The organism is Nocardioides dubius, assembly GCF_039528155.1.
Lineage (GTDB): Bacteria > Actinomycetota > Actinomycetes > Propionibacteriales > Nocardioidaceae > Nocardioides > Nocardioides dubius.
This window is the reverse complement of sequence record NZ_BAAALG010000014.1, coordinates 38273-61601: the sequence shown is the minus strand read 5'-3', so window position 1 is coordinate 61601 and position 23329 is coordinate 38273. Positions and strand designations below refer to the sequence as shown.

At 71.8% G+C, this 23329-nt stretch carries 21 protein-coding genes; 9 read left to right on the top strand and 12 right to left on the bottom strand.

The window, feature by feature from the left end; all coding sequences use genetic code 11:
* Positions 1 to 175 precede the first annotated feature (175 nt).
* The 4 genes from ABD151_RS19435 to ABD151_RS19420 all read left to right on the top strand — a co-directional run bounded on the left by ABD151_RS19435 (position 176) and on the right by ABD151_RS19420 (position 3635).
* Positions 176 to 1891: a nitrite/sulfite reductase gene (locus tag ABD151_RS19435; RefSeq protein WP_343996505.1), complete on the top strand. Its 1716-nt coding sequence runs from the start codon at positions 176 to 178 to the stop codon at positions 1889 to 1891.
* Positions 1892 to 1894: 3 nt separating this feature from the next.
* Positions 1895 to 2086, top strand: a complete 192-nt coding sequence (locus ABD151_RS19430) for a hypothetical protein (protein ID WP_343996504.1) — start codon at positions 1895 to 1897, stop codon at positions 2084 to 2086.
* Positions 2083 to 2829 (top strand): phosphoadenylyl-sulfate reductase, encoded by a 747-nt coding sequence (locus ABD151_RS19425; protein WP_343996503.1) that lies wholly within the window; start codon positions 2083 to 2085, stop codon positions 2827 to 2829. The genes ABD151_RS19430 and ABD151_RS19425 overlap by 4 nt, the downstream gene beginning before the upstream one ends.
* A 77-nt stretch (positions 2830 to 2906) precedes the next feature.
* Positions 2907 to 3635 carry a sirohydrochlorin chelatase gene (locus ABD151_RS19420; RefSeq protein WP_343996502.1) on the top strand — a complete coding sequence of 243 codons (729 nt, stop codon included), beginning with the start codon at positions 2907 to 2909 and terminating at the stop codon, positions 3633 to 3635.
* A 108-nt stretch (positions 3636 to 3743) separates the two neighbouring features.
* On the opposite strand, the gene ABD151_RS19415 is transcribed toward ABD151_RS19420, so the two are convergent.
* From ABD151_RS19415 to ABD151_RS19405, 3 genes are read right to left on the bottom strand one after another with little or no spacing between them, the layout of a single operon-like run.
* Positions 3744 to 4124 (bottom strand): DUF3037 domain-containing protein, encoded by a 381-nt coding sequence (locus ABD151_RS19415; protein WP_343996501.1) that lies wholly within the window; start codon positions 4122 to 4124, stop codon positions 3744 to 3746.
* The gene (locus ABD151_RS19410; protein ID WP_343996500.1) at positions 4121 to 4885 is read right to left on the bottom strand and encodes a HipA family kinase; all 765 of its coding nucleotides are present in this window, start codon (positions 4883 to 4885) and stop codon (positions 4121 to 4123) included. The genes ABD151_RS19415 and ABD151_RS19410 overlap by 4 nt, the downstream gene beginning before the upstream one ends.
* Positions 4882 to 5739: a PPK2 family polyphosphate kinase gene (locus ABD151_RS19405; RefSeq protein WP_343996499.1), complete on the bottom strand. Its 858-nt coding sequence runs from the start codon at positions 5737 to 5739 to the stop codon at positions 4882 to 4884. Before ABD151_RS19405 ends, ABD151_RS19410 begins: the two co-directional genes overlap by 4 nt.
* Before the next feature lie 109 nt (positions 5740 to 5848).
* Between ABD151_RS19405 and ABD151_RS19400 the strand changes: the two genes are divergently transcribed.
* Entirely contained in the window at positions 5849 to 6580 is a 732-nt protein-coding gene (locus ABD151_RS19400) for a hypothetical protein (RefSeq protein WP_343996498.1), read from the top strand.
* Positions 6581 to 6582: 2 nt separating this feature from the next.
* Here ABD151_RS19400 and ABD151_RS19395 read toward each other — a convergent pair whose 3' ends face one another.
* The 6 genes from ABD151_RS19395 to ABD151_RS19370 all read right to left on the bottom strand — a co-directional run bounded on the left by ABD151_RS19395 (position 6583) and on the right by ABD151_RS19370 (position 11151).
* Positions 6583 to 7269, bottom strand: a complete 687-nt coding sequence (locus ABD151_RS19395; protein ID WP_343996497.1) for a GNAT family N-acetyltransferase — start codon at positions 7267 to 7269, stop codon at positions 6583 to 6585.
* On the bottom strand, positions 7266 to 8006 hold the full coding sequence (locus ABD151_RS19390; protein WP_343996496.1) for a regulatory protein RecX: 741 nt from the start codon (positions 8004 to 8006) through the stop codon (positions 7266 to 7268). The genes ABD151_RS19395 and ABD151_RS19390 overlap by 4 nt, the downstream gene beginning before the upstream one ends.
* Before the next feature lie 4 nt (positions 8007 to 8010).
* Positions 8011 to 9045 (bottom strand): recombinase RecA, encoded by a 1035-nt coding sequence (gene recA / locus ABD151_RS19385; RefSeq protein ID WP_343996495.1) that lies wholly within the window; start codon positions 9043 to 9045, stop codon positions 8011 to 8013.
* Positions 9046 to 9200: 155 nt separating this feature from the next.
* Positions 9201 to 10445: an MFS transporter gene (locus tag ABD151_RS19380; protein ID WP_343996494.1), complete on the bottom strand. Its 1245-nt coding sequence runs from the start codon at positions 10443 to 10445 to the stop codon at positions 9201 to 9203.
* Positions 10442 to 10636: a DUF3046 domain-containing protein gene (locus ABD151_RS19375; protein WP_343996493.1), complete on the bottom strand. Its 195-nt coding sequence runs from the start codon at positions 10634 to 10636 to the stop codon at positions 10442 to 10444. Before ABD151_RS19375 ends, ABD151_RS19380 begins: the two co-directional genes overlap by 4 nt.
* Positions 10633 to 11151 carry a DinB family protein gene (locus tag ABD151_RS19370; RefSeq protein ID WP_343996492.1) on the bottom strand — a complete coding sequence of 173 codons (519 nt, stop codon included), beginning with the start codon at positions 11149 to 11151 and terminating at the stop codon, positions 10633 to 10635. The genes ABD151_RS19375 and ABD151_RS19370 overlap by 4 nt, the downstream gene beginning before the upstream one ends.
* Positions 11152 to 11244: 93 nt before the next feature.
* Between ABD151_RS19370 and ABD151_RS19365 the strand changes: the two genes are divergently transcribed.
* From ABD151_RS19365 to ABD151_RS19350, 4 genes are all read left to right on the top strand, one after another.
* Complete coding sequence (locus tag ABD151_RS19365; RefSeq protein ID WP_343996491.1) at positions 11245 to 12801, top strand: amidohydrolase; 1557 nt, start codon at positions 11245 to 11247, stop codon at positions 12799 to 12801.
* Positions 12802 to 12884: 83 nt separating this feature from the next.
* The gene (locus ABD151_RS19360; RefSeq protein ID WP_343996489.1) at positions 12885 to 14060 is read left to right on the top strand and encodes a hypothetical protein; all 1176 of its coding nucleotides are present in this window, start codon (positions 12885 to 12887) and stop codon (positions 14058 to 14060) included.
* A gap of 85 nt (positions 14061 to 14145) precedes the next feature.
* Positions 14146 to 18702 (top strand): ATP-dependent helicase, encoded by a 4557-nt coding sequence (locus ABD151_RS19355; protein WP_343996488.1) that lies wholly within the window; start codon positions 14146 to 14148, stop codon positions 18700 to 18702.
* Positions 18695 to 19513, top strand: coding sequence for a DNA-formamidopyrimidine glycosylase family protein (locus ABD151_RS19350; RefSeq protein ID WP_343996486.1), 819 nt, complete (start codon positions 18695 to 18697; stop codon positions 19511 to 19513). Before ABD151_RS19355 ends, ABD151_RS19350 begins: the two co-directional genes overlap by 8 nt.
* Here ABD151_RS19350 and ABD151_RS19345 read toward each other — a convergent pair.
* The 3 genes from ABD151_RS19345 to ABD151_RS19335 are packed head-to-tail and all read right to left on the bottom strand — an operon-like array spanning position 19510 to position 23228.
* On the bottom strand, positions 19510 to 19806 hold the full coding sequence (locus tag ABD151_RS19345) for a helix-turn-helix domain-containing protein (RefSeq protein ID WP_343996485.1): 297 nt from the start codon (positions 19804 to 19806) through the stop codon (positions 19510 to 19512). The two genes, ABD151_RS19350 and ABD151_RS19345, sit on opposite strands and share 4 nt — an antisense overlap.
* 35 nt (positions 19807 to 19841) lie before the next feature.
* On the bottom strand, positions 19842 to 20306 hold the full coding sequence (locus ABD151_RS19340) for a CinA family protein (protein ID WP_343996484.1): 465 nt from the start codon (positions 20304 to 20306) through the stop codon (positions 19842 to 19844).
* 27 nt (positions 20307 to 20333) lie between these two features.
* The gene (locus ABD151_RS19335; protein WP_343996483.1) at positions 20334 to 23228 is read right to left on the bottom strand and encodes an ExeM/NucH family extracellular endonuclease; all 2895 of its coding nucleotides are present in this window, start codon (positions 23226 to 23228) and stop codon (positions 20334 to 20336) included.
* Positions 23229 to 23329: the final 101 nt, after the last annotated feature.

Sequence of the window (23329 nt, the reverse complement as noted above, 5' to 3'; positions counted from 1 at the left end):
GACGCCACGTGGACTTCGGGCGTACCCGCAGCATGATGTGTTGGCCCCGCTGACCCACGCCCGTTCTTCGACTCCACAAGTCCTGGGCGCACGGTCGTAGGCCGACACCGCCGCAACGAAGCAGCGTAGGTCGCCCCGCGTCGCGCGTCTCCTGCTGAGAAGGATCCCGCATCACATGAATGACCAGGCTCCGGCACGCAAGGCTCGCCCCCGTCCCAAGCGCGGCGAAGGACAGTGGGCGCTGGGCTACCTCGAGCCCCTCAACAAGAACGAGCAGTCCAAGAAGGACGACAACCCGCTCAACGTGGAGGCCCGGATCCGCGGCATCTACTCCAAGCGCGGCTTCGACTCCATCGACCCGGCCGACCTGCGCGGCCGGTTCCGCTGGATGGGTCTGTACACCCAGCGCGCCGAGGGCTTCGACGGCGGCAAGACCGCGACCGTGCCCGAGGAGGAGCTGGACGCCCGCTACTTCATGATGCGGGTCCGCTCCGACGGCGTCGTGCTCGACCCGGCCGCGCTGCGCGCGCTGGGCAGCGTCTCGGTCGACTACGCCCGCGGCACCGCCGACATCACCGACCGCTGCAACATCCAGTACCACTGGATCGAGATCGAGGACGTGCCGGCGATCTGGGAGCGCCTCGGCGCCGCCGGGCTGACCACCCTCGAGGCGTGCGGCGACTCGCCCCGTCCCTTCCTCGGCTCGCCGGTCGCCGGCGTCGCCAAGGACGAGATCATCGACGGCACCGAGGCGCTGGCCGAGATCAAGCGCCGGTTCATCGGCAACCCGGACTTCTCGAACTTCCCGCGCAAGTTCAAGACCGCGCTGACCGGCCACCCCAGCCACGACGTGGCTCCCGAGGCCAACGACGTCTCCTTCGTCGGCACCGTCCACCCCGAGCACGGACCGGGCTTCGACCTGTGGGTCGGTGGCGGCCTGTCCACCAACCCGCACCTCGCGGTCAAGCTCGGCGTGTGGATCCCGCTCGACGAGGTGGCCGACGCCTGGGAGGGCGTCGCCTCGATCTTCCGCGACTACGGCTACCGCCGTCTGCGCTCGCGTGCCCGGCTCAAGTTCCTGGTCGCGGACTGGGGCGTGGAGAAGTTCCGCGAGGTCCTCGAGAAGGAGTACCTCAAGCGCGAGCTCGTCGACAACCCGTCCCCGCAGGCCCCGATCGCCCAGGGCGACCACATCGGCGTCCACGAGCAGAAGGACGGCAACTTCTACGTCGGCGCCGCGCCGGTCGTCGGCCGGATCAACGGTCAGACGCTGCTCGACCTCGCCGACGTCGTCGAGCGCCACGGTGCCGCTGGTGCCCGCCTGACCGCCTACCAGAAGCTGGTCGTGCTCGGCGTTCCGCCGCAGGCCGTCGACGCCTTCGTCGCCGACCTCTCCGCGATCGGGCTCGAGGCCAAGCCGTCGAACTGGCGCCGCAACACGATGGCCTGCACCGGCATCGAGTTCTGCAAGCTCGCCATCGTCGACACCAAGGAGCGCGCCCGTCAGCTGGTCAGCTCCCTCGAGCAGCGCTTCCCCGACCTGGACACCCCGATCACCGTCAACGTGAACGGCTGCCCGAACTCCTGCGCCCGCACCCAGGTGGCCGACATCGGCCTCAAGGGCCAGCTGGTGCTCGATGACGACGGCAACCAGGTCGAGGGCTTCCAGGTGCACCTGGGCGGCGCGCTCGGGCTGGAGGCCAGCTTCGGCCGCAAGCTGCGTGCCCACAAGGTCACCAGCGCCGGTCTCGACGACTACATCACCAATGTGGTGCACGCCTACCTCCTCGAGCGTGAGGAAGGCGAGCGCTTCGCGACCTGGGTCGCCCGCGCCGACGATGCAGTGCTGCGCGGCGAGTCCGACCCCCGTACCGAGCTGGCCGGGGTCTGAGCGATGAGTGAGCGCGCAGTGCCCTACCTGTGCCCCTTCTGCGGCAACGAGGATCTCCGTCCTCACGAGGCCGTGGACGCCGACGGCGAGGTCACCTCGCCGCGCGGCACCTGGGAGTGCCGGGCCTGCCTGCGCGCCTTCTCGCTCAAGATGCTCGGAATGCTCCGCCGACCGGAGACGCTGAAGAAGCCATGACCGCATCCACCACCGCAGCAGCTGCCGCCTACCGCGGCAGCCACACCGCCGACCGGTCTCCCGAGGAACTGCGCGAGATCGTGTCCCACATGGGAGCCGAGCTCGAGCTCGCCCCGGCCGAGCACATCATCGAGTGGGCCGTCGCCACCTTCGGCGAGCGGTTCTGCATCACCTCCTCGATGGGCGACGCCGTGCTGGCGCACCTCGCCTCCAAGGTGTCCCCCGGGATCGACGTCGTCTTCCTGGACACCGGCTACCACTTCGCCGAGACGATCGGCACCGCCGACGCCGTCAAGCACACGCTGCCGGTCAACCTGATCACGATCACCCCCACCCAGAGCGTGGCCGATCAGGACGCCGAGTACGGCCCCGAGCTGTACAAGCGCGATCCCGACCTGTGCTGCAAGCTGCGCAAGGTGCAGCCGCTGGCCACCAGCCTGGACGGCTATGACGCCTGGGCGACCGGCCTGCGTCGCGCCGAGACCCACAACCGGGTGATCGCGCCCGTCGTGGGCTGGGATGCCCGCAAGGGCAAGGTCAAGGTCTCCCCCATCGCTCGCTGGAGCGACGAGCAGGTCGAGAAGTACATCGAGGACAACGGCGTCCTGGTGAACCCTCTCGTCTACGACGGCTACCCGTCGATCGGTTGCTGGCCCTGCACCTCCCGGGTGGCCCCGGGCGACGACCCGCGCAGCGGGCGCTGGGCAGGCCAGAACAAGACCGAGTGCGGCATCCACATCTGATTGCACCCCACCTCGACAACGGCGTCGAACCCCATGAGTACTTGCGAAGGGAGGCCGTGGACATGACAGCTCCTGCCATGGTGTGTCTGGCTCACGGAAGCCGCGATCCACGATCGCTCGAGACGATCAACGCGCTGGTCGCCCAGGTCCGGGGCATGCGCCCGGACCTGCGGATCGAGACGGCGTTCCTCGACCATGCCAAGCCGAGCTTCGCGACCGCGGTCAAGAAGCTCGTGCGTGCCGGGTTCGAGGAGATCGTGGTGGTGCCGCTGCTGCTGACCGAGGCGTACCACGCCAAGGTCGACGTGCCGGCTGCCGTCGCCGAGCAGTCCGCCGTGCACGAGGGCGTCCAGATCCGGGCGACCAAGGTGCTCGGGTTGGAGACTGCCTTCCTCGAGGTGCTCGACGTGCGGCTGCGCGACGCGCTCAAGCAGGCCCGCGTCCGCGAGCTCGACGCCCTGGTGCTGGCAGCCGCCGGCTCCAGCGACCAGCTCGCCAACCGCTCGGTGGCACGGCTCGCCCGGCTCTGGGGCGCGCACCACAAGCTGCCGGTCAAGGCCGCCTTCGCCTCCACCGCTCCCCCGGCCACCGGTGAGGCCGTGCGTGCCTTCCGCGGTGAGGGACGCCGTCACATCGCCGTCGCCTCGCTGTTCCTGGCACCGGGCTTCCTGCCCGACCGGGCCGCCGAGCTGGCGATCGAGGCCGGCGCGGTCGCCGTCTCCGAGCCGCTGGGCGCGCACCCCGAGCTAGCCCGCGTGATCCTGGCCCGCTACGCCGTCGGGGCTGTGGAACTGGTCCCCGTCTAGCCGTCACTTCGGGATAGTCCCTGACGTTTTCGTGGTTTTCGACGCTGAAAACCACGAAAACGTCAGGGACTATCTCCACTTGGCTGTGGATAGCGGAGGGGGACGGCGTCAGCGGACGAGGCGGTCCATCAGGCGCTCGAGCTCGGCGGCGGGGTCGGTGGTGAGGCCGCTGTGCACGGGGCTCGGCTGGAGGACGGTGCTGCGGGGTGCCTTCACGAAGCCGAAGCGGGTGCCCATCGGCTGCTGGCCGGCGGTGCCGACGCTCGCGTCGCCGGCACAGACCCTCTCGATGAAGCTGAGACCGTCGCAGATCGAGCGCGGGTCGACGTCGGGCGCGAATGCCGCGATCCGTGGCTCGTCGCAGTGCCAGGCGAAGCCGAGGAAGTCGGCGCGCTGGCTGTAGAGCGCGACACCGACGTTGACGAACTCCTCCCGCTCCACTCGGGGCACACAGCGGATCACCACGTACTGGTAGGCGAGCTCGCTCATGCCGCACCGCCGGGCAGCCACTGCCGGGTGCCGAGGCGGGCGAGCAGGAACTCGACATAGGAGGCTCGCAGGAAGAGCGGGTTGTCCGCGCCCGGAACCGGCTCCAGCCACTCGTCCGGCACGAGCTCGAGGATGTCCTCGAAGACATCGCGGCTCAACAGCTTGCTGATCTCCGCATCGGCGTCGGCGAGCCCTGCCACGTGATCGCGCAGCACGTGGTCGCTGACGTCCCAGGGCTGGTTGGCGAAGCGGTTCGGATCGGTCACCCCACCGGCCCAGCCGTGGTGGAAGTAGAGGCTCGCCCCGTGGTCGATCACCCAGAGGTTGCGGTGCCACAGCAGCAGGTTGGGGTTGCGCCAGGAGCGGTCCACATTGGCGCAGAAGGCGTCCAGCCAGAGGACCTTGGCGGCGTCGGTGTCGTCCTCGGGGAGCTCGCCGTCGAAGCCGAACGAGCCCGGCAGGAAGTCGACGCCCAGGTTGAGCCCGAGGCTCGCGGTGAGGAGGTCCTGGACCTCCTCGTCCGCCTCGTAGCGGGCGATGTCGGCAGTCAGCTCGAGCGCGACCAGGCGCGGCGTCCGCAGGCCGATGGCGCGAGCGAGCTCGCCCACGATCACCTCCGCGACCAGGACCTTGAGGCCCTGACCCGCTCCGCGGAACTTGCACACGTAGGTGCCCAGATCATCGGCCTCGACGATGCCGGGCAGCGACCCTCCTTCGCGCAACGGGGTGACGTACCGGGTGACCAGTGCGCGTGGGATCACGAGATGGGGTCCTCCTCCAGCAGCCGACGGCGCTGCTCAACGGGATCGAAGTCGGCCGGCGGCCATTCGAGTTCGAACGATTCCAGCGCCTCGAGAAGCAGCTGGGCTACGGCAAGGTTACGCAGCCACTTGCGGTCGCTCGGCACGACGTACCAGGGAGCGGTCGCGGTGCTGGTCCGTTCCAGCGCCACCTGGTACGCGCTGCGGTACTCGGCCCACAGCGCACGCTCGTCGATGTCAGCGGGATTGAACTTCCAATGCTTGGCCGGATCGTCGAGACGAGCGAGCAGGCGCTCCTTCTGGGTCTCTGCCGAGATGTGCAGCATGCACTTGACGATCCGCACCCCGGACGCCGCCAGCTCACCCTCGAAGTCGGCGATCGCGGCGTACCTGCGCTCGATCTCCTCGGCGTCGGCCAGGCCGCGCACCCGCCCGATCAGCACGTCCTCGTAGTGCGAGCGGTCGAAGACGCCCAGGTAGCCGGGCTCCGGGACCGCCTTGCGCACCCGCCAGAGGAAGTCGTGCTCCAACTCCTCCGCGGTGGGCGCCTTGAAGGAGGTGATCCGCACACCCTGCGGGTTGACCAGACCCACCGCCTTCTCGATGACGCCACCCTTGCCGGAGGTGTCCATGCCCTGCAGGACCAGCAGCACCCGGGGCGCGGCGGCATCGCCGCGGTGTGCGAAGAGCCGCTCCTGGGCGTCCGCCAGCCGCACGCCGAGCCCGGCGAGCGCCTCCTCCGCGGAGCCCTTGTCGCCGTCGTAGCCGAGGCTGTCGCGTGGGTCGAGCCGATTGAGGTCCACCGCGCCGGGAGCCAGGCGCAAGGACGAGAGCAACTCCGAAGGGAACGGCATGGCTCCATGCTAGGCGGCGACCCCCATCCTGCCGCTAGGATCGGCCGACCCTTCAGCGCTCTGCCCCGCACCATGAAAGGCCACCATGCGTCTGCTGTCTGCTCTCGTCGTGCTTCTGGCGCTCCTCGCCGGTTGTTCGGAGGACGAGGAGCCGAGCGCTCCGGTCGCCGCGCCGTCGAAGACGCCGGAGATCACGGTCGAGGAGAGCAGGCCCGCAGGACCGGCGGTGTGCCGCACCGCGACGATGCGCACCGCGCGCGCCAGCGGGGACGTCTTCGCAACCTGCGTGACTGCGGCACTCGCCAAGCACCGCACGGTCCGGCTCGAGGGCGAGCAGACCGCGGGCGAGAAGGTGATCGGCGCGGTCGCCGGCACGCTCCGGTTCGCGCCCACCCATGCCGTGGACATGACGATCTTCAACGGTGCCGCGACCCTGTTGATGATCGGCGACCGTGCCTGGATGAAGGACGACAAGGGGTGGGTCGTCGCCGGCGAGTCGAGCACCCGGGCCCAGACCGCACAGACCCAGGCCACTCTGTGGCGGGCCTCGAGCACCCTCAAGGCACTGCGGGAGTTCTACAGCACGACCAGCTGGCGGCCGAGCGGAAAGGTGGAGGACGTCAACGGCATCCGGTTGCGCGAGTACGTCGGCGCTCCGCACGGCCCGGGCTCGGCCGGCGTCCCGACCGAGATCTGGCTCAGCCGGGCCAACCTGCCGGTGCGGATGGTCAGCCACGCCCAGTCCGACGACGGCGACACGACGAACACGGTGACCCTCACCGACTTCGGCCAGGAGTTCGAGTACGTCAAGCCCCGGATCCGGCGCGACCGCAAGCGGTAGGGCTACCGGGCCTGAGGCAGGCTCAGCGAGCAGCCGACGACGGTCGAGCCGTCGGGGTCGTCGAACCAGGTGCCCTCGACGAAGCCGGCCTTGGCGAGCATCCGCAACGAGGCCCGGTTGCGGTGGTCCGGCGCCGCGAAGGCGGAGGGCGCCTGCGGGAAGCGCCGCCGGCACTCGGCGACCCACGCCCACAGCGCCATCACGCCGAAGCCGCGCCCCGTCCACTCGGCCTGGCCGATCGCATAGTCGAGGCCGATCGCGTCCGGCTCCGGCGTGAGCAGCGCGTACTCCGGATAGGCGGCGAGCGGGTAGTCCTGCAGGAAGCCGATCGACCGGCCGTTGACCTCGATGATCGACAAGGTGGTGGGCGTGCCGCCCTCGATCTCCGGCAGGTACTGGGCGTGCACCCGCTCAGCCGTCGGCTCGCCGTCCGCGTGCCACCAACGGGCGACATGCGGTTGCTGACGCCAACGGACCAGATCGCCGAGGTCTCCGGTGGTGGCCCGGCGCAGCTGGACCCGCCAGTCGGGGCAGACCGCGAACCGGCGATCCGGGCCGGAGAGATCGACCGGTTGCAACAAGGGCGCCTGGTCACCTGCCAGGCGGGCGGCGGCGGCAGCCCAGGACTCCCCCGGCAGGCAGTCCGTGCGCAGCTCGCCGTCCGGTCCGGCCACCAGCACCGTGGTCATAGGTCGTCCGGGACCTCGAGGTCGAGCGCGGCGAGCTCGCTGCGGACCACTGAGAACGCCACCCCCGGCGGATAGCCCTTGCGGGCGAGCATCCCCGCCAGGCGCCGGGTGGCGACCTGCGGCTCCAGCCCTCGCATGCTGCGCAGCTTGCGCTGCACCAGCTGTCGGGCCGCTGCCTCCTCATCGGCGGGATCGATCTCGTCGAGCGCCTCCTTGGCGACCTCGTCGGCGACTCCCTTGCGGCGCAGCTCCTGTTGCAGAGCGCGCCGCGCCAGCCCCTTCCCAGGCTGGCGGGAGCCGACCCACAGTCGCGCGAAGGCGGCGTCGTCGACGAGCCCGACCTCCTCGAAGCGGTCGAGCAGCCGGGCGGCAAGCTCATCGGGCACGCCGCGCTTGGCCAGCTTGTCGGCGAGCTCCTTGCGCGAGCGCGCCTGACCCGTCAGCTGGTCGAGCAGGATCTTGCGCGCGACCGCCTCCTGGTCGGCCTCCGGCTGCTGCGCCAGATCCGGCGGGGGCGGCTTGGGCTGCCGTTGGCGCGGCCGCTTGGCACCGCCGCCGCGCCGCGAACGCGGCCGCTCGGACGAGTCAGCCGGCTCGGCCCGATCGGCCCCCCGATCGGCCCGCGGCGCTACCGCGCCCTGTCCACCGGTCCAGGCGGCGACGCCCAACGAGACGTCGCCGACCCAGCTCGGAGGGGGCCCGGCCTGATCCTTCTCCGGCCATGCCGAAGTGGCCATCGGATCAGAAGTCGACGTTCGTCGGCTCAGCCGGCTCATCGACGCTCGGCACCACGCCGAGCTTCTCGAGGATCCGCTTCTCCAGCTCGTTCGCGAGGTCGGGGTTGTCACGCAGGAAGTTCCGCGCGTTCTCCTTGCCCTGGCCGAGCTGGTCACCCTCGTAGGTGTACCAAGCGCCGGCCTTGCGGACCAGGCCTGCCTCCACGCCGACGTCGATCAGGCCGCCCTCGCGGCTGATCCCCTTGCCGTACATGATGTCGAACTCGGCCTGCTTGAAGGGCGGGGCGACCTTGTTCTTGACGACCTTGACCCTGGTCCGGTTGCCGACCATGTCGGTGCCGTCCTTGAGGGTCTCGATCCGGCGCACGTCGAGCCGCACCGAGGAGTAGAACTTGAGCGCCCGACCACCGGTGGTGGTCTCCGGGGAGCCGAACATCACGCCGATCTTCTCGCGCAGCTGGTTGATGAAGATCGCGGTGGTGTTGGAGTTGTTGAGCGCACCCGTCATCTTGCGCAGCGCCTGGCTCATCAGGCGGGCCTGCAGACCGACGTGGCTGTCACCCATCTCGCCCTCGATCTCGGCCCGCGGCACCAGCGCGGCCACCGAGTCGATGACGATCAGCGAGAGCGCACCGGAGCGGACCAGCATGTCCGCGATCTCCAGCGCCTGCTCACCGGAGTCGGGCTGGGAGACCAGCAGCGCATCGGTGTCGACGCCGAGCGCCTTGGCGTACTCCGGGTCGAGGGCGTGCTCGGCGTCGATGAAGGCGACGATGCCGCCGGCACGCTGGGCGCTGGCCACCGCGTGCAGCGCGACCGTCGTCTTGCCGGAGGACTCCGGACCGTAGATCTCCACCACGCGGCCGCGGGGCAGACCGCCCAGGCCCAGGGCGACGTCGAGGGCGATCGACCCGGTGGGGATCACCTCGAGCGGTGCCCGGCTCTCATCGCCCAGGCGCATGATCGAGCCCTTGCCGAACTGCTTCTCGATACCGGCGAGCGCTACGTCCAGCGCCTTCTCACGCGGGTCTCCAGCCATCGTCTGCTTCCTCTTCTCTCGTCGTTGTCCAGGCACATCTGCGACGGTAGAGCCCACCTCCGACACTCCCTGATCAGGAGTGCCCCACCTGTGGAGAGAGGTGAGCTGCGTCGTGCCTGTGAGAACACCTTAACCGAACAGATGTTCGATGCGCCTCAAGAAGTCGCGGCGTGTCGGCGGCGCGCGCCGGCGGCATAGGCCGCACACCCGGCGACCCCGAGCGCGAGCAACGCCGCGAAGACGTTGAGCCAGCCGTAGCCGCCGGCCCCGACCAGGACGCCGGCCAGCGCGCCGGCCGCCGCAGCCGTCACGCCCATCAGCAGATCAGCCGCGCCCTGGACGTCGGGGCGCGCCCGCAGCGGGGTCAGCTCGGTGAGCAGGGTGGCAGCGGCCACGGTCGCCATCGACCAGCCCACCCCCAGCATGAAGAGGCCGAAGAAGATCTGCCACGACGTTCCCTCGGGCGAGAGGCCGGCGAAGAGCATCGAGCAGATCAGCACCACCGCGCCCGCGCCGAGCAACGGCGCCCGGCCGAACCGGTCGGCGGCCCAGCCCATGATCGGCGAGAACGCATACATGCCGAGCACGTGCAGGCTCACCACCAGTCCGATCACCCGGAGCTCGGCACCTCCGTGCTGCATGTGCAGCGGCGTCATGATCATCACCGCCACCATGGCCGCATGGGCCAGTGCCATGCCGAGCGCCGCCGCTCCCACCTCCGGCCGGTCGCGGACAGCGTCGAGGGCCGTGCGCCACGACGTCCCGCGCACCGTCGAGGCCGGCTCGTCGGCCAGCTCCCGGGCCAGCAGCAACGGGTCCGGGCGCAGGGTGGCCCACATCAGCACGGCTGCGGCGATCATCGCCAGGCTGCCCAGTGCGAACGGTCCGGCCAGCTCCGGCACCCGCAGGGCGCGGGCCAGATCCTGGGACGGGCCGGTCAGGTTGGGACCGGCCACCGCACCGATCGTCGTCGCCCAGACCACCACCGAGAGCGCCCGGGCCCGGGTGGCGTCGTCGGCCAGATCCGTTGCTGCGTAACGGGCCCCGGAGTTCGCGGCCGATGTCGCGCCCAGCAGCACCGCCCCGCCCAGCAGCAGCGCCATCGAGTCCACCTTGGCAGCCAGCACGCACAACGCGCCTCCTGCCGAGCCGACCAGATAGCCGACCAGCAGTCCGATCCGCCGTCCCCGCATCGCCATCAGCCGGGCCAGCAGCCAGGAGGCCACCGCTGCTCCGAGCACCTGGGCGGTCTGGGCGAGGCCCGCCTGGCTCTCGGAGCCGGAGATCTCCTCGGCCAGCAGGGAGGCGGTGGCGATCCCGATGGTGATGCCGACCGCACCGACCGCCTGCGTCGATGCCAGCGAGCGCACCGCGCGTCGCTGGGCCTGCTCCCGGATCACTTGTCCCGTAGCGGCAGGCCGAGGTTCTCCCAGACCGCCTCCCAGACGACCTTGGGCGCGGTCCCGGCGTCGAGCGCCTCCAACGCGGTCCGCGAGCCGAGCTCGGTCAGCGTGTGCTGCTCGGCCCAGGTCCGGGCGTAGCCGTGGCCGAGCGCGGCATCCATCCGGCTCCAGAACTCGGTGTGCCTCATCCCCGGACGTCCCACAGGTGGTGCACGACGTCGTGCAGGTGGTAACGGCCGAGCGAGGCCACGGTGAACGCGCTGCCGTTCGAGCGCAGGCCACGACGCTCCCACTGCGCATCGCCGACCGCGGCGTAGCGTCCGGCCACCTCGCCGGCCGCCTCGATCAGCGCGAGCTCGACCTCGATCGGGTCCTGCTCGCCATAGCGCTCCGCGATCGCGGTCTCGTCCTGGTCCCAGTTGGCGAAGGTCGGCGTCTCCTGCTCGACCATCAACCGCACGCGCTCGTTGAAGATCCGGTGCACGTCGCGAATATGGGCGCCGTACTCCAGCGGCGACCAGACGTCGGCCGACGGGCGCTCGGCGACGTCGTCACGGCGCAGCACCTCACTCCACCGCTCAGTGGTGCTGCGCAGCAGCTCCGGGAGCTGGTCGGCCGGCACCCGGTCGGCTTCGAATCCGCAGTCGGCGCATGGCTGCTGGAGCACCCAGGTCCAGTCTTTGGTGTCTGGTTCGATCGGCACTGACTCATCCTGTCATCCGGCCCGGAGCCCCCTCAACGCAGTTCACGGCCAGGCCCCGCCGATCTCCGGCCATCCGCGGCTAGGCTGCCTGGCATGTCCGCCACGTTGCTGTTGCGCGAGGTCCGCCTGGTGCCGCTCGCCGCCCAGGACGTCGCGCCTGGGCACCCGATCGACGTGCTGGTGCGCGACGGCCGGGTCAGCGACGTCGCGCCGTCCGGGTCGGGACTCGACGCCGACGCCTCCGACGCCGAGACGGAGATCGTGGAGGCCGAGGGCCGCTGGCTGATCCCCGGGCTGTGGGACCAGCACGTGCACCTGGGTCAGTGGGCCGCGGCCCGGCAGCGGGTCGACGTCGCGGCCGTCGACTCGCCGGAGCAGCTGCTCGCCCTGGTGGCACGCCAGGTCGGCGCGCAGCCGGGGCGGCCGTTCGTCACCTGGGGGCACCGTGCCGGTGCCTGGCGTGCGCTCACCGTCGCCGAGCTCGACGCGGTCAGCGGCAGCACCCCGGTCGGCCTGATCGCCGGCGACGGGCATCAGGCCTGGTTGAACTCCTCGGCCCTGGCTGCGGTCGGCCTCGCCGCGCGCGACGACGTGGTCCGCGAGGCGGAGTGGTTCGACTCCTTCGAGCGCTTCCAGCAGGCGATGCGCGCCAGCGCCACCCCTGCCGACCTGACGGCGGCACAGCGGGAGGCAGCCGCCCGCGGCGTCGTCGGTGTGGTCGACTTCGAGTTCGCCGGCGGGCCGCTCTCCTGGCCGGCCTGGCACGAGAGCGGGGCGACCCTGCTCCGCGTGCGGGCCAGCACCTACGCCGACGGGCTGGACGCGGTGATCGCCGCAGGCCTGGGCACCGGGGACCCGATCGCCGGCACCGGTGGCCTGGTCAGCATGGGGCCGTTGAAGGTGATCGGCGACGGCTCGCTCAACACCCGCACGGCGTGGTGCCACCACTCCTATGCCGGACAGCCGCACCTCGGCGGCGCCACCCACGGTGCGCCGAACCTCAGCGCCGACGATCTCCAGTCCCTGTTGGGCCGAGCCCACGCGCACCGTCTGCATGCCGCGGTGCACGCGATCGGCGACCAGGCACTGAGCGCGACACTCGATGCCTTCGCCGTCACCGGATGCCAGGGCAGCATCGAGCACGTGCAGTTGGCGCGGGCCGCGGACCTGGCCCGGATGGCCGCGCTGGGGATCGCGGCGAGCGTGCAGCCCGCGCACCTGCTCGACGACCGTGATCTCACCGAGTCCCTGTGGCCGGAGCGTGGCGCGGACTGCTTCGCCTTCGCCAGCATGGATCGGCTCGGCCTGGAGCTGCGCTTCGGCTCGGACGCCCCGGTCGCGCCGCTCGACCCCTGGCTCGCGATCGCCGCTGCCGTGCACCGCAGCGCGGATGCCCGCGAGCCCTGGCACGGCGAGCAGGCGCTGACCGTGCGCCGCTCGCTGGCCGCCTCCACCAACGGCTGGGGCATGGTCGCCCCCGGACACCCCGGCGACCTCACCCTGCTCGACGCCGACCCGCTCGCCGTCGAGGCGACCGCCGCCGCAGGCGGCACCCGGGAGGCGGCACGCACGCTCCGCAACACCGTCGTCGCCGGCACCTGGGTGGCAGGCAGGGCCTGTCACCACGACAACGGCCTCGTCGTCTGCTGAACGGTGTCGCGTCGTCGGCTGGCAGGTCCCGCCGTCCACGACCGGGCGGGAGCGACGTCCGCGCTGGTCTAGACTCTGGGGCCATGTCGGCTCGTCCTCGCGTGTTCATCCACATCGGCCTGCAGAAGACGGGAACGTCCTACTTGCAGGCCCTCCTCTGGGACCAGCAGGAGCGGCTCGCGGCCGACGGCGTCGCGCTGGTGCCCGGCGATCGCGACGACAACGACCAGTTGATGCTGTGGATCTCGCAGCGCTACCTGGCCGGTCGTGACCCGGAGTCCGTGGAGACCTCGTTGCAGCGCTTCCGCGACGAGATGGAGGCGACCACGGCGGACCAGATCATCTACAGCAACGAGTCGCTGGCCGACTCCCCCGACGTGCAGATCGCCGCGCTCATGGAGGCGTGCGGGGACCGGGAGCTGCACGTCGTGATCACGGCTCGCGACCTCGGCCGGCTGATCCCGTCGGCATGGCAGCAGCTGATCAAGTCCGGCAGCGTCACGACCTACGAGAGCTTCCTGACCGAGCTGAGCAACGTCCCCGAGAACCCGGCCGGCACCCGTTGGTCGAACCGGCACCTGCCGCACCTGGTCCACCGGTGGGGCAGGTTCGTCGGCAACGAGAACGTGCACCTGGTGACCGTGCCACCGTCGGGCTCGGCGCCCGAGGTGCTGCTGGAGCGGTTCTGCAAGGCCATCGACATCGACCCGGCTCCGTTGCGTGCGCTCGAGGCACCGGTCGCGAACCCGGGTCTGGGCAACGTCTCCACCGAGGTCCTGCGCCAGGTGAACGCCGCGCTGCCGACCGAGCTCCGCAAGACCCGGCGCACCTATGGCTCGGTGGTCAAGCGGTACTTCGCCAACGAGGTGCTGGCCGGCTTCGGCGAGCAGGGCGGTCCCCGGCTGAAGATCCCGACCGCGCACGAGGGCTGGGTCCGCGAGGTCAGTGCGGAGCACATCGCGGCACTGGCCGCCAGCGGATGCCGGGTGATCGGCGACCTCGACGACCTGGTGCCGGCCGCCGCCGCCTTCGCCGACCAGGAGCCCCCGCGGCCCGAGCAGGTGAGCGAGCTCGCGGCCGCCGCGATCGCCGAGCTGTTGACGTCGCGGATGAAGACCCGCCGTGCCCGGGCCCGCGCTGCCAAGCAGGCCGTGGCCCCCGCGCCCGAGGCCATCCCCGGCGCGCAACCGGCCGGGCCCCGCGACGCCGCAGCGGCCGGCCCCCTCGGTCGGCTGCGCCGCCGCTTGCAGCGCTCCTGATCGGCGGGCTCGACCACCGGGCCCAAGCCGACGTTCGGCCCGGCCGGGCTACGACATCCGCCGACTCGCTTCCTGTGTCGGAGCGATGAGGGAGGATGGAGCGGTGCTCGATCCCCTGGCCAGCTTCAGCGCCTCCACGCGTGCGTGGTTCGGTGCGGCCTTCGCCGAGCCCACGGCCGCCCAGCGTGGCGCCTGGACGGCGATCGCCGGCGGCAAGCACGCCCTGGTGGTGGCGCCGACCGGCTCCGGCAAGACCCTCTCCGCCTTCCTGTGGTCCCTCGATCGGCTCACCTCCGTGGCGCCTCCGGAGGATCGCAACCGACGCTGCCGGGTCCTCTACGTCTCACCGTTGAAGGCGCTCGCCGTCGACGTGGAGCGCAATCTGCGTGCCCCGCTCGCCGGGATCCGGCACACCGCCGAGCGGCTCGGCGAGCAGGTGCACGAGGTCCGGGTCGGCATCCGCTCGGGCGACACCCCGGCCGCCGAACGACGCCGGCTCACCACCCGGCCGCCGGACATCCTGATCACCACGCCCGAGTCGCTCTTCCTGATGCTCACCTCGCAGGCCCGCGAGAGCCTGCGCGGCATCGACACGGTGATCATCGACGAGGTCCACGCCGTCGCCGGCAGCAAGCGCGGCGCCCACCTCGCGCTCTCCCTGGAGCGGCTCGACGCGCTGCTCCCCCGCCCGGCCCAGCGGATCGGCCTCTCGGCCACCGTGCGCCCGCTCGACGAGGTGGCCCGGTTCCTCGGCGGCAACGCCCCGGTCGAGATCGTCGCCCCCGCCTCCGAGAAGCGGTGGGATCTCACCGTCGTGGTCCCGGTCGAGGACATGACCGAGCTCGGGCAGCAGGTCGAGGAGGTCGCCGAGGGCCCGACCGCCGGAGCCGGCAACCGGGCCTCGATCTGGCCGCATGTCGAGGAGCGGGTCGCCGACCTGATCGGCGCACACCGCTCGACGATCGTCTTCGCCAACTCCCGTCGCCTCGCCGAGCGGCTGACCGCCCGGCTCAACGAGATCGCCGCCGAGCGCGCCGGGCTCGAGGTCGCGCCCGGGCTGCCCGCCCAGGTGATGGCGCAGTCCGGCAGCACCAGCACGCTCACCGCAGAACCACGCCCGATTCCGGTGATCGCCCGCGCCCACCACGGCTCGGTCAGCAAGGAGCAGCGGGCGCTGATCGAGGACGACCTCAAGGCCGGTCGGCTGCCCTGCGTGGTGGCCACCAGCAGCCTCGAGCTGGGCATCGACATGGGCGCGGTCGAGCTGGTGATCCAGATCGAGTCGCCCCCGAGCGTGGCCAGCGCCCTGCAACGCGTGGGCCGGGCCGGTCACCAGGTCGGCGAGGTCTCGGTCGGGGTGCTCTTCCCCAAGCACCGCGGCGACCTGGCGCAGACGGCAGTCGCCGTCGAGCGGATGCGCAGCGGCGCCATCGAGTCGCTTCGGGTGCCGGCCAACCCTCTCGACGTGCTCGCCCAACAGGTGGTCGCGGCGACGTCGATGGACGCCTGGAGCGTCGACGAGCTCTTCGACCTGGTCCGGCGCAGTGCCCCGTTCGCCTCGCTGCCGCACTCGGCCTACCTCGCCACCCTGGACCTGCTCAGCGGACGCTACCCCTCCGACGAGTTCGCCGAGCTCCGCCCGCGGATCGTCTGGGACCGCGTCACCGGCATCCTCACCGGGCGTCCGGGCGCCCAACGCCTGGCGGTGACCAGCGGCGGCACCATCCCCGACCGAGGTCTCTTCGGCGTCTACCTGGCCGGCGAGCAGGGCCCGGGCAAGCGGGTCGGCGAGCTCGACGAGGAGATGGTCTACGAGTCCCGCGTCGGCGACGTCTTCGCCCTCGGCGCGACCAGCTGGCGGATCGAGGACATCACCCACGACCGGGTGCTGGTCACGCCGGCGCCGGGCGTGCCGGGCCGGCTGCCGTTCTGGAAGGGCGACACCCTGGGCCGGCCCGCCGAGCTCGGCGAGGCGATCGGCGCCTTCACCCGCGAGCTGGTCGGCCTCAAGCCTGCGGACGCCGAGCGCCGCAGCCGCGACGCCGGCCTCGACGACTGGGCGGTGTCGAACCTGCTCACGTTCCTCGGCGAGCAGGTCGCCGCCACGGCGGTGCTGCCCAGCGACCGCAGCATCGTCGTGGAGCGCTTCCGTGACGAGCTGGGCGACTGGCGCCTGGTCGTGCACTCCCCCTACGGAACGCCCGTGCACGCGCCGTGGGCGCTGGCGATCAACGCGCGGCTTCGGGAGCGCTACGGGGTCGAGGCCTCGGCCCTGGCCTCCGACGACGGCGTCGTGCTGCGGATCCCGGACACCGACGCCGAGCCGCCCGGCGGCGAGATCGTCGTCTTCGAGCCGGACGAGATCGAGGCCCTGGTCACCGGCGAGGTCGGCGGCTCCGCCCTGTTCGCCAGTCGCTTCCGCGAATGCGCCGCCCGCGCGCTGCTGTTGCCGCGCCGCGATCCGGGGCGTCGCTCGCCGCTGTGGCAGCAACGCCAGCGTTCCGCGCAGCTGCTCGAGGTGGCCGCCAAGTACCCGTCGTTCCCGATCGTGCTGGAGGCCGTGCGCGAGGTCCTCCAGGACGTCTACGACCTGCCTGGGCTCATCCGCCTACTGCAGCGCATCGAGCGGCGCGAGGTGCAGGTGCTCGACGTCGCCAGCGACCGGCCCTCCCCCTACGCGGCGAGCATGCTCTTCGGCTACATCGCCCAGTTCGTCTACGAGGGCGACTCCCCGATCGCCGAGCGCCGCGCCGCCGCGCTCAGCCTCGATCAGGGCCTGCTCGCCGAGCTGCTGGGTCGCGCCGAGCTGCGCGAGCTGCTCGACCCGGACGTCCTCGCCGAGGTCGAGCTGGAGCTGCAACGGCTGGTCGAGAGCCACCGGGCCCGTGGCGCGGAGGGCGTCGCGGACCTGCTTCGCCTGCTCGGCCCGCTGAGCACCGCCGAGGTCGCCGAGCGCAGCACCGAGGAGCCTGCACCCTGGCTCGCCGAGCTCGCCGCAGCGCGGCGGATCGTCGAGGTGCGGATGGCCGGCGAGGAGCGCTGGGCGGCGATCGAGGACGTCTCCCGGCTGCGCGACGCGCTCGGCGTTCCGGTGCCACCGGGCACCCCCACCGACTTCACCGAGCCGGTCGCCGATCCCTTGGCCGACCTGATCGCGCGCTACGCACGCACCCACGGCCCGTTCACCGTCGAGCAGGTGGCCGAGCGCCTCGCGCTCGGGCCTGCGGTCGTGCGCCAGACGCTGCGTCGCCTGGCCGGCGCCGGCCGGGTGCTCGAGGGTGAGTTCCGGCCCACCGGCACGGGCGAGGAGTGGTGCGACGCCGAGGTGCTGCGCCGGCTGCGCCGCCGCTCGCTGGCCAAGCTGCGCCACGAGGTCGAGCCGCTGGAGCCCGAGGTGCTGGCCCGGTTCCTGCCGGTCTGGCAGCACGTCGGCGGCCGGCTGCGGGGCGCCGACGGCGTGCTCAGCGTGGTCGAGCAGCTGGCCGGCTGCCAGGTGCCCGCCTCCGCGCTCGAGCCGCTGATCCTCTCTTCCCGCGTTCGCGACTACGAGCCCGCGATGCTCGACGAGCTCACCGCGACCGGTGAGGTGCTCTGGGCGGGGCACGGCTCCCTGCCCGGCAGCGACGGCTGGGTCTCCCTGCACCTCGCCGACCAAGCGCCACTCACCCTTCCCGAGCCCGAGGCCACCGAGCACACCGCCACCGAGCAGGCCCTCCTCGACGCACTCGCGCCCGGCGGAGCCTGGTTCTTCCACCAGCTCGCCGCCCAGGCAAACGCCGCCTTGGAGTCGCCGGTCGGCGAGCGTGAGCTGGCCGAGGCGCTCTGGGCCCTGGTGTGGTCCGGTCACGTCGGCAACGACACGTTGGCGCCGCTGCGGTCGCTGGCCCGCACCGGCACGCCGAGCCATCGCACCCGTCGTCCGCCGCCGCGCACGCGCAGCGCGCTGGCCCGCGGCCGGGTGACCCTGCCGCAGACGGCCGGCCGCTGGGCCCTGCTGCCGGAGCTCGACACCGACCCGACCCGCCGCGCCCATGCCCGCGCCGAGGCGCTGCTGGAGCGACACGGAGTGCTCACCCGGGGAGCCGTCGTCAGCGAGCGGACGCCGGGTGGCTTCGCGGCCGCCTACCGGGTGTTGAGCGCCTTCGAGGAGAGCGGACGCGCCCGCCGCGGCTATTTCGTGGCCGGTCTCGGCGCCGCCCAGTTCGGCACCACCGGCGCGGTGGACCGGATGCGCACCTTCGCCGAGATCGCGGCCGGTGAGAAGCCGCAGTGCCTGGCATTGGCCGCCACCGACCCGGCCAACCCCTACGGGGCCGCCTTGGAGTGGCCCACCCGTGAGGATGCGGCCGGGCACCGCCCTGGGCGCAAGGCAGGTGCCCTGGTGGTGCTCGCCGACGGCGCCCTCACGCTGTATGTGGAGCGAGGTGGGCGCACCCTGCTCACCTTCAGCGACGACGCCGTGGTGCTCACCGCGGCGGCCCGCTCGCTCGCCGACGCCGTCCGCACCGGCGCCTTGGGGAAGCTCACCGTGGAACGCGCCGACGGCAGCCAGCTGCTCGGCCGTACCGACGATCCGGTCCGGCAGGCGTTGCTCGACGCCGGCTTCATCACCACCACGAAGGGGTTGCGAATCCGTGCCTGAAGGAGACACCGTCTGGCGAACAGCGCGAGCACTCGGCACCGCGCTCCTGGGCAGCACCTTGATCCGCACCGACTTCCGGGTGCCGGCGCTGGCCGAGGTCAACCTCACCGGCGAGCAGGTCACCGGGTCGGAGGCCCGCGGCAAGCACCTGCTGCTGCGCATCGGCGAGGAGCGCGTGCTGCACACGCATCTGAAGATGGAGGGTGCCTGGCACCTCTATCGCCCCGAGACCCGGTGGCAGCGTCCCCCTGCCCAGGCCCGGGTGATCCTGCAGACGCCGCGCTGGATCGCGGTCGGCTTCTCGCTCGGCGTCGTCGAGCTCTGGTCCAGCGGCACCGAGGAGCAGCACCTGGCCTACCTCGGCCCCGACCTGCTCGGCCCCGGGTGGGACGTGGACGAGGCGATGACCCGGCTCCTGGCCGCCCCGCGGCGTCCGATCGGCGAGGCCCTGCTCGACCAGCGCAACCTGGCCGGCATCGGCAACCTCTACCGCAGCGAGGTGCTCTTCGTGACCGGCACCAACCCGTGGCTGCCGGTCGGCGAGGTGCCGCAGCTGCGCCGGGTGGTGGAGCGCGCGAAGGCGATGCTGGAGAACAACAAGGAGCGCTCGGTCCAGGTCACCACCGGCAACCTGCGCCCGGGGCACCGGCACTGGGTCTACGACCGGGCGCAGCAACCCTGCCGACGCTGCAAGAACCCGATCAGCAGCGCATCGATGGGCGAGCCTGGGCGTGAGCGCACGGTCTTCTGGTGCGCCGCCTGCCAACCGGAGGACCCGACGCCTCCCCCGTTCAACCCCGAGCGGGCCTAGGCGGCCGGAGCCACCAGAGCGCTCGCCGCAGGAGCGATCGCGGGCACCTCGAGCGCCCGCTCCTCGACGGCGGCTGCTGCGCTGACGGTGCGCAGCAGGTCGGAGAGAGCGACGTCGAGCGCGTTGCAGAGCGAGGCCAGCAGCTCGGAGGAGGCCTCCTTCTGGCCGCGCTCGATCTCGGAGATGTAGCCGAGGCTCACCCGAGCCTCCGCCGACACCTCGCGCAGGGTCAGGCCGCGCTTGATCCGCTCCGCACGGAGCGCGTCACCGAGCAGTCGCCGGAAGAGCGTCATGGCCTGTCCTTTCTTCGCACCTGTGGTGCCCAACGCTACCGGTTGGATGATTCTTCCCACGCGCGGACTCCGAATTCGAGCATCGCCAATGCCTCGCGGGCTGCCAGGTGGCGGACCTGATCGCGGTCTCCGACCAGGGCGAGCTTGCGGGCCTCGACCCCGCCCGGGCCGGCCAGACCGACCCACACCGTCCCCGCCGCGATGCCGCCCTGGGGCCCGGGCCCGGCGACGCCCGTGGTGGAGATCCCCCACCTGGTCCCGAAGCGACTGCGCACGCCTTCGGCCATCGCCTCGGCGCACTCGCGGGAGACCACCCCGATGTCGCGGGTGATCGTGGTCGGCACCCCCAGCACCTCCTCCTTGATCCGGGTGGCGTAGCAGATCACGCCACCTGCGTAGACGTCGGAGGCACCGGGGACGCCGGTGATCATCGCGCCGATCAGGCCGCCGGTGATCGACTCAGCTGTGGCGACGCTGACAGCAGGGAGGAGCGGGTGCACGGCTCCACCCTAGGAGACCGACCCTGATCACGGCCGCCCGTGTCCGCGCTTGCCGTGCTTGTGGTGCTTCGCCGGGTGCACCGTGACGCCCACCAGCGAGGACGTGGATCCGTCGTGGGTGGCGTCGCCGAGGTAGACCGCGCTCAGGTGCAGCCGGCCCGGTGCGGTGAACCGGGGCAGCCGGACGACGGCGACGCCGCCACGCCTCAAGGTGGCCGTGGCGAGAACCGTGCTCCCGTTGCGGATCTCGACCGTGCCACCCGGCCGGGCGCCCTCCTCGGCCCTGACCCGCACGATCGCGGTGGCCGATCGCCCGACCCGCACCCGCGACGGCGCCACCTTGAGCGAGGTCGTGGTCGCGATGGCGCTTGCCTCCCCGCCCAGGTCCAGGCCGACCACGACCGGGTCGTGGTCCGAGGAGCGGTAGGGAGTGTCGGCGTGGAAGTCGGTCGCGTGGTAGTTCCACCGGCTGTACTCGAAGAGGATCGACTCGCCCGCGTTGATGTTCCACACGTCGGACCCGGTGGCCAGCGCTGCCGCAGCCGGGTTCAGCAGGATGTGGTCCAGGGAGCCGGAGAGGCCGTCGAAGACGTAGCTCCACTCGTCTCCCCCGAACTTCTCGGTGGCGTCCACGAAGCCGGCGGCGTAGAGCACCTGCAGCGGGTCCTCCTGGGTGTAGGCGTTGAAGTCGCCGCCGAGCAGGACTGGCCCGACGCCGCTGGCCTGCTGCTGGGTCGCCACCCAGTCCCGCAGCGCCTCGGCCTGCCGGATCCGGTCCGGGTTGGCGTTGCCCTGCCCGGTGCCGTCGTCGACGCCGGAGCCCTTGGACTTGAAGTGGTTGACGACGTAGAGGAACTGCTCTCCGCCGCCGACGGGCTCGAAGACCTGGCCGATCGGCTCGCGGGCGTTGCTGAACGCACCGGTCCCGCTGCTCTGGTCACCCAGCGCCACCGCGTCGCCGACCCGGGTGACGGCGTCCGGGCGGTAGATGATCGCGTTCGTGATCACGTCCTGCTCGGCGACGGGAGGCAGCTGCGCCGAGGAGGGATTGGCCGCCCAGGTCCCCGCGCCGGCGTCGGCGTTGAGCGCTGCCACCAGGCTCTGCGTGGCCTCGTCGGCCTGCTCACCGAGCGCGGCGGAGTTCTCGATCTCCATCAGGCCCACCACGTCGGCGTCCAGGGCGTTGATCGCCTTGACGATCTTCGCCTGCTGCCGGGTGAGGTCGGCCGGGTCCCAGGCACCGCGCTGGGCGCAGCCGTCGTCGACGTTGTTGCCGTCGCCGTCGCGATCCCGGTAGGCCACGCAGCCGCCGTCGCCGATGTTGTCGTCATCGGCGTCGCCCAGGGTGGTGAAGTAGTTGAGCACGTTGAACGAGGCGACCTTGAGTCCGGGCTCGCCGTCCGCTGCGATCCGGGCCTGGTCGGGCCCGCTGCTGCGGACGTTCTCGAAGGTGGCCGGGCTGGCCGCGTTGTCGGGGCCGAGCACCGGGCTGGTGGGCTGGAAGCGGTAGCTCGGGGCGGACGGCGCCCCGCCCTGGGTGAAGATCACCGGCTCGGTGAACTCCACGCGTGCGCCGACGGTGACCGGCTCCTGCTGCGACACGTAGGCCGGGGTCAGGTCCCCCTTGCCGGCGAAGCTCACCGAGGAGCCGTCGTCGAGGACGATCGCGCGGGCCTCGTTGTCGGCGACGACGGCCGCGATCGCCGCCGCGTCCTGGGCGTCGGCGACCTCGGTCGGCTGGATCAGCGGCGTGGTGCCCTGTGCCAGGCCCACCTCGCCGTAGCGGGAGTCGGCCTGCCCGGCCTTCGATCCGTAGTAGGTGTTGTTGACGGTGAAGTCGCCCTGCGGCCGGTACAGCATCCCCTCCAGCGACTCCTTCTGGGCGGCTGTCGCCGGCCAGGCCGAGGTGGCCGCGACCGGAGCCGGCGCCGACCCGGCGAGCGGCACGATGGCGCCGGCCGTCGCGACGGTGAGCTGGGTCGCCCCCGCGTACTCGGAGACCGCGCCGGTCACCTGGACGTGGTCGCCCGGGCGCACGGTCACCGGGCCGGCACCCTGCGCCTGGTAGACGAAGATGCCGCGCGACGCGGTGTGGACGCTGAGGTCCAGCTCACCGCCGCTGCCGGGGACCTGGAGGTAGAACCCGTAGAGGCCGCCGCTCGGATAGGCCGCCGTCACCACGCCGCTGGTGAGGACGGTGGTCCCGACGTGCGGCGAGGTGGCTCCGGTGCCCTGGATCTGCTCGATGCTCAACGGGGTCGGCTCGACCGGCTCCGGCGTGGTGGGGCCGAGCCCGGCGCCCGGGGTCGGCGCGAGTGCGTCGAAGTCGTTCGCGTTGTCGTCGCTGTCGCGGTTGACGACGTCCTCGGCGGTGATCCGCTGATGGCTCGCCGTCACCGAGTTGCCCGACGTCGGCGTGGTCTCGGCCAGGTTGCTGGAGCCCCAACCGACCAGATCGACGACGGCCCCCTGGGCGTCGGCAGGGTCCGGATCGACGGCCGAGGTGGCGTTCGCGAGGAAGAGCGTGCCGCCGCCACCGCCGGGGTTGAGCGAGCTCGTCTGATCCGGGCTCGGCAGGGCGGAACCGTTTGCGCCGTTGCTGTCGCCCTGCAGCACGAAGTAGTCGCCGGGCGCCACAGTCCCGGAGAGCGGCACGACGCCGGTCGCGGCTGCGGTGCCGGTCGGTGACCGGTACTGGAGCGAGTAGCCGGTCAGGTCGATCGCGGCGCTCGTGGGGTTGTAGACCTCGACGAACTTGTTGCTGAACGTCGCGCCGGCCGAGCCGCCGTTGACGTAGGCCTCGCTGATCACGAGGCCGGAGCCGTCCGGGGCGGCGGTGGCGTGGGACAGGGCGAGCCCGGTCAGGGCGCTGCCGGCCACCGCGCACGCGGCGAGGGTGGCGATGCGGTGCTGTGTGGACATGCGTGTTCCTCCGAGTGCGAAACGACTGCTTGCGGTCATCACGGTGACGCTGCCGAACGTTTCGCCCCTGAAATGGTCGACTTCAGGGGCGAAACGTCAGG

Bases quoted from the DNA above. Each gene is read 5' to 3' on its own strand.
- ABD151_RS19435 (WP_343996505.1), top strand. From the start codon at position 176: ATGAATGACCAGGCTCCGGCACGCAAGGCTCGCCCCCGTCCCAAGCGC.
- ABD151_RS19430 (WP_343996504.1), top strand. From the start codon at position 1,895: ATGAGTGAGCGCGCAGTGCCCTACCTGTGCCCCTTCTGCGGCAACGAG.
- ABD151_RS19425 (WP_343996503.1), top strand. From the start codon at position 2,083: ATGACCGCATCCACCACCGCAGCAGCTGCCGCCTACCGCGGCAGCCAC.
- ABD151_RS19420 (WP_343996502.1), top strand. From the start codon at position 2,907: ATGGTGTGTCTGGCTCACGGAAGCCGCGATCCACGATCGCTCGAGACG.
- ABD151_RS19415 (WP_343996501.1), bottom strand. From the start codon at position 4,124: ATGAGCGAGCTCGCCTACCAGTACGTGGTGATCCGCTGTGTGCCCCGA.
- ABD151_RS19405 (WP_343996499.1), bottom strand. From the start codon at position 5,739: ATGCCGTTCCCTTCGGAGTTGCTCTCGTCCTTGCGCCTGGCTCCCGGC.
- ABD151_RS19395 (WP_343996497.1), bottom strand. From the start codon at position 7,269: ATGACCACGGTGCTGGTGGCCGGACCGGACGGCGAGCTGCGCACGGAC.
- ABD151_RS19390 (WP_343996496.1), bottom strand. From the start codon at position 8,006: ATGGCCACTTCGGCATGGCCGGAGAAGGATCAGGCCGGGCCCCCTCCG.
- recA (WP_343996495.1), bottom strand. From the start codon at position 9,045: ATGGCTGGAGACCCGCGTGAGAAGGCGCTGGACGTAGCGCTCGCCGGT.
- ABD151_RS19375 (WP_343996493.1), bottom strand. From the start codon at position 10,636: ATGAGGCACACCGAGTTCTGGAGCCGGATGGATGCCGCGCTCGGCCAC.
- ABD151_RS19365 (WP_343996491.1), top strand. From the start codon at position 11,245: ATGTCCGCCACGTTGCTGTTGCGCGAGGTCCGCCTGGTGCCGCTCGCC.
- ABD151_RS19360 (WP_343996489.1), top strand. From the start codon at position 12,885: ATGTCGGCTCGTCCTCGCGTGTTCATCCACATCGGCCTGCAGAAGACG.
- ABD151_RS19355 (WP_343996488.1), top strand. From the start codon at position 14,146: ATGAGGGAGGATGGAGCGGTGCTCGATCCCCTGGCCAGCTTCAGCGCC.
- ABD151_RS19345 (WP_343996485.1), bottom strand. From the start codon at position 19,806: ATGACGCTCTTCCGGCGACTGCTCGGTGACGCGCTCCGTGCGGAGCGG.
- ABD151_RS19335 (WP_343996483.1), bottom strand. From the start codon at position 23,228: ATGTCCACACAGCACCGCATCGCCACCCTCGCCGCGTGCGCGGTGGCC.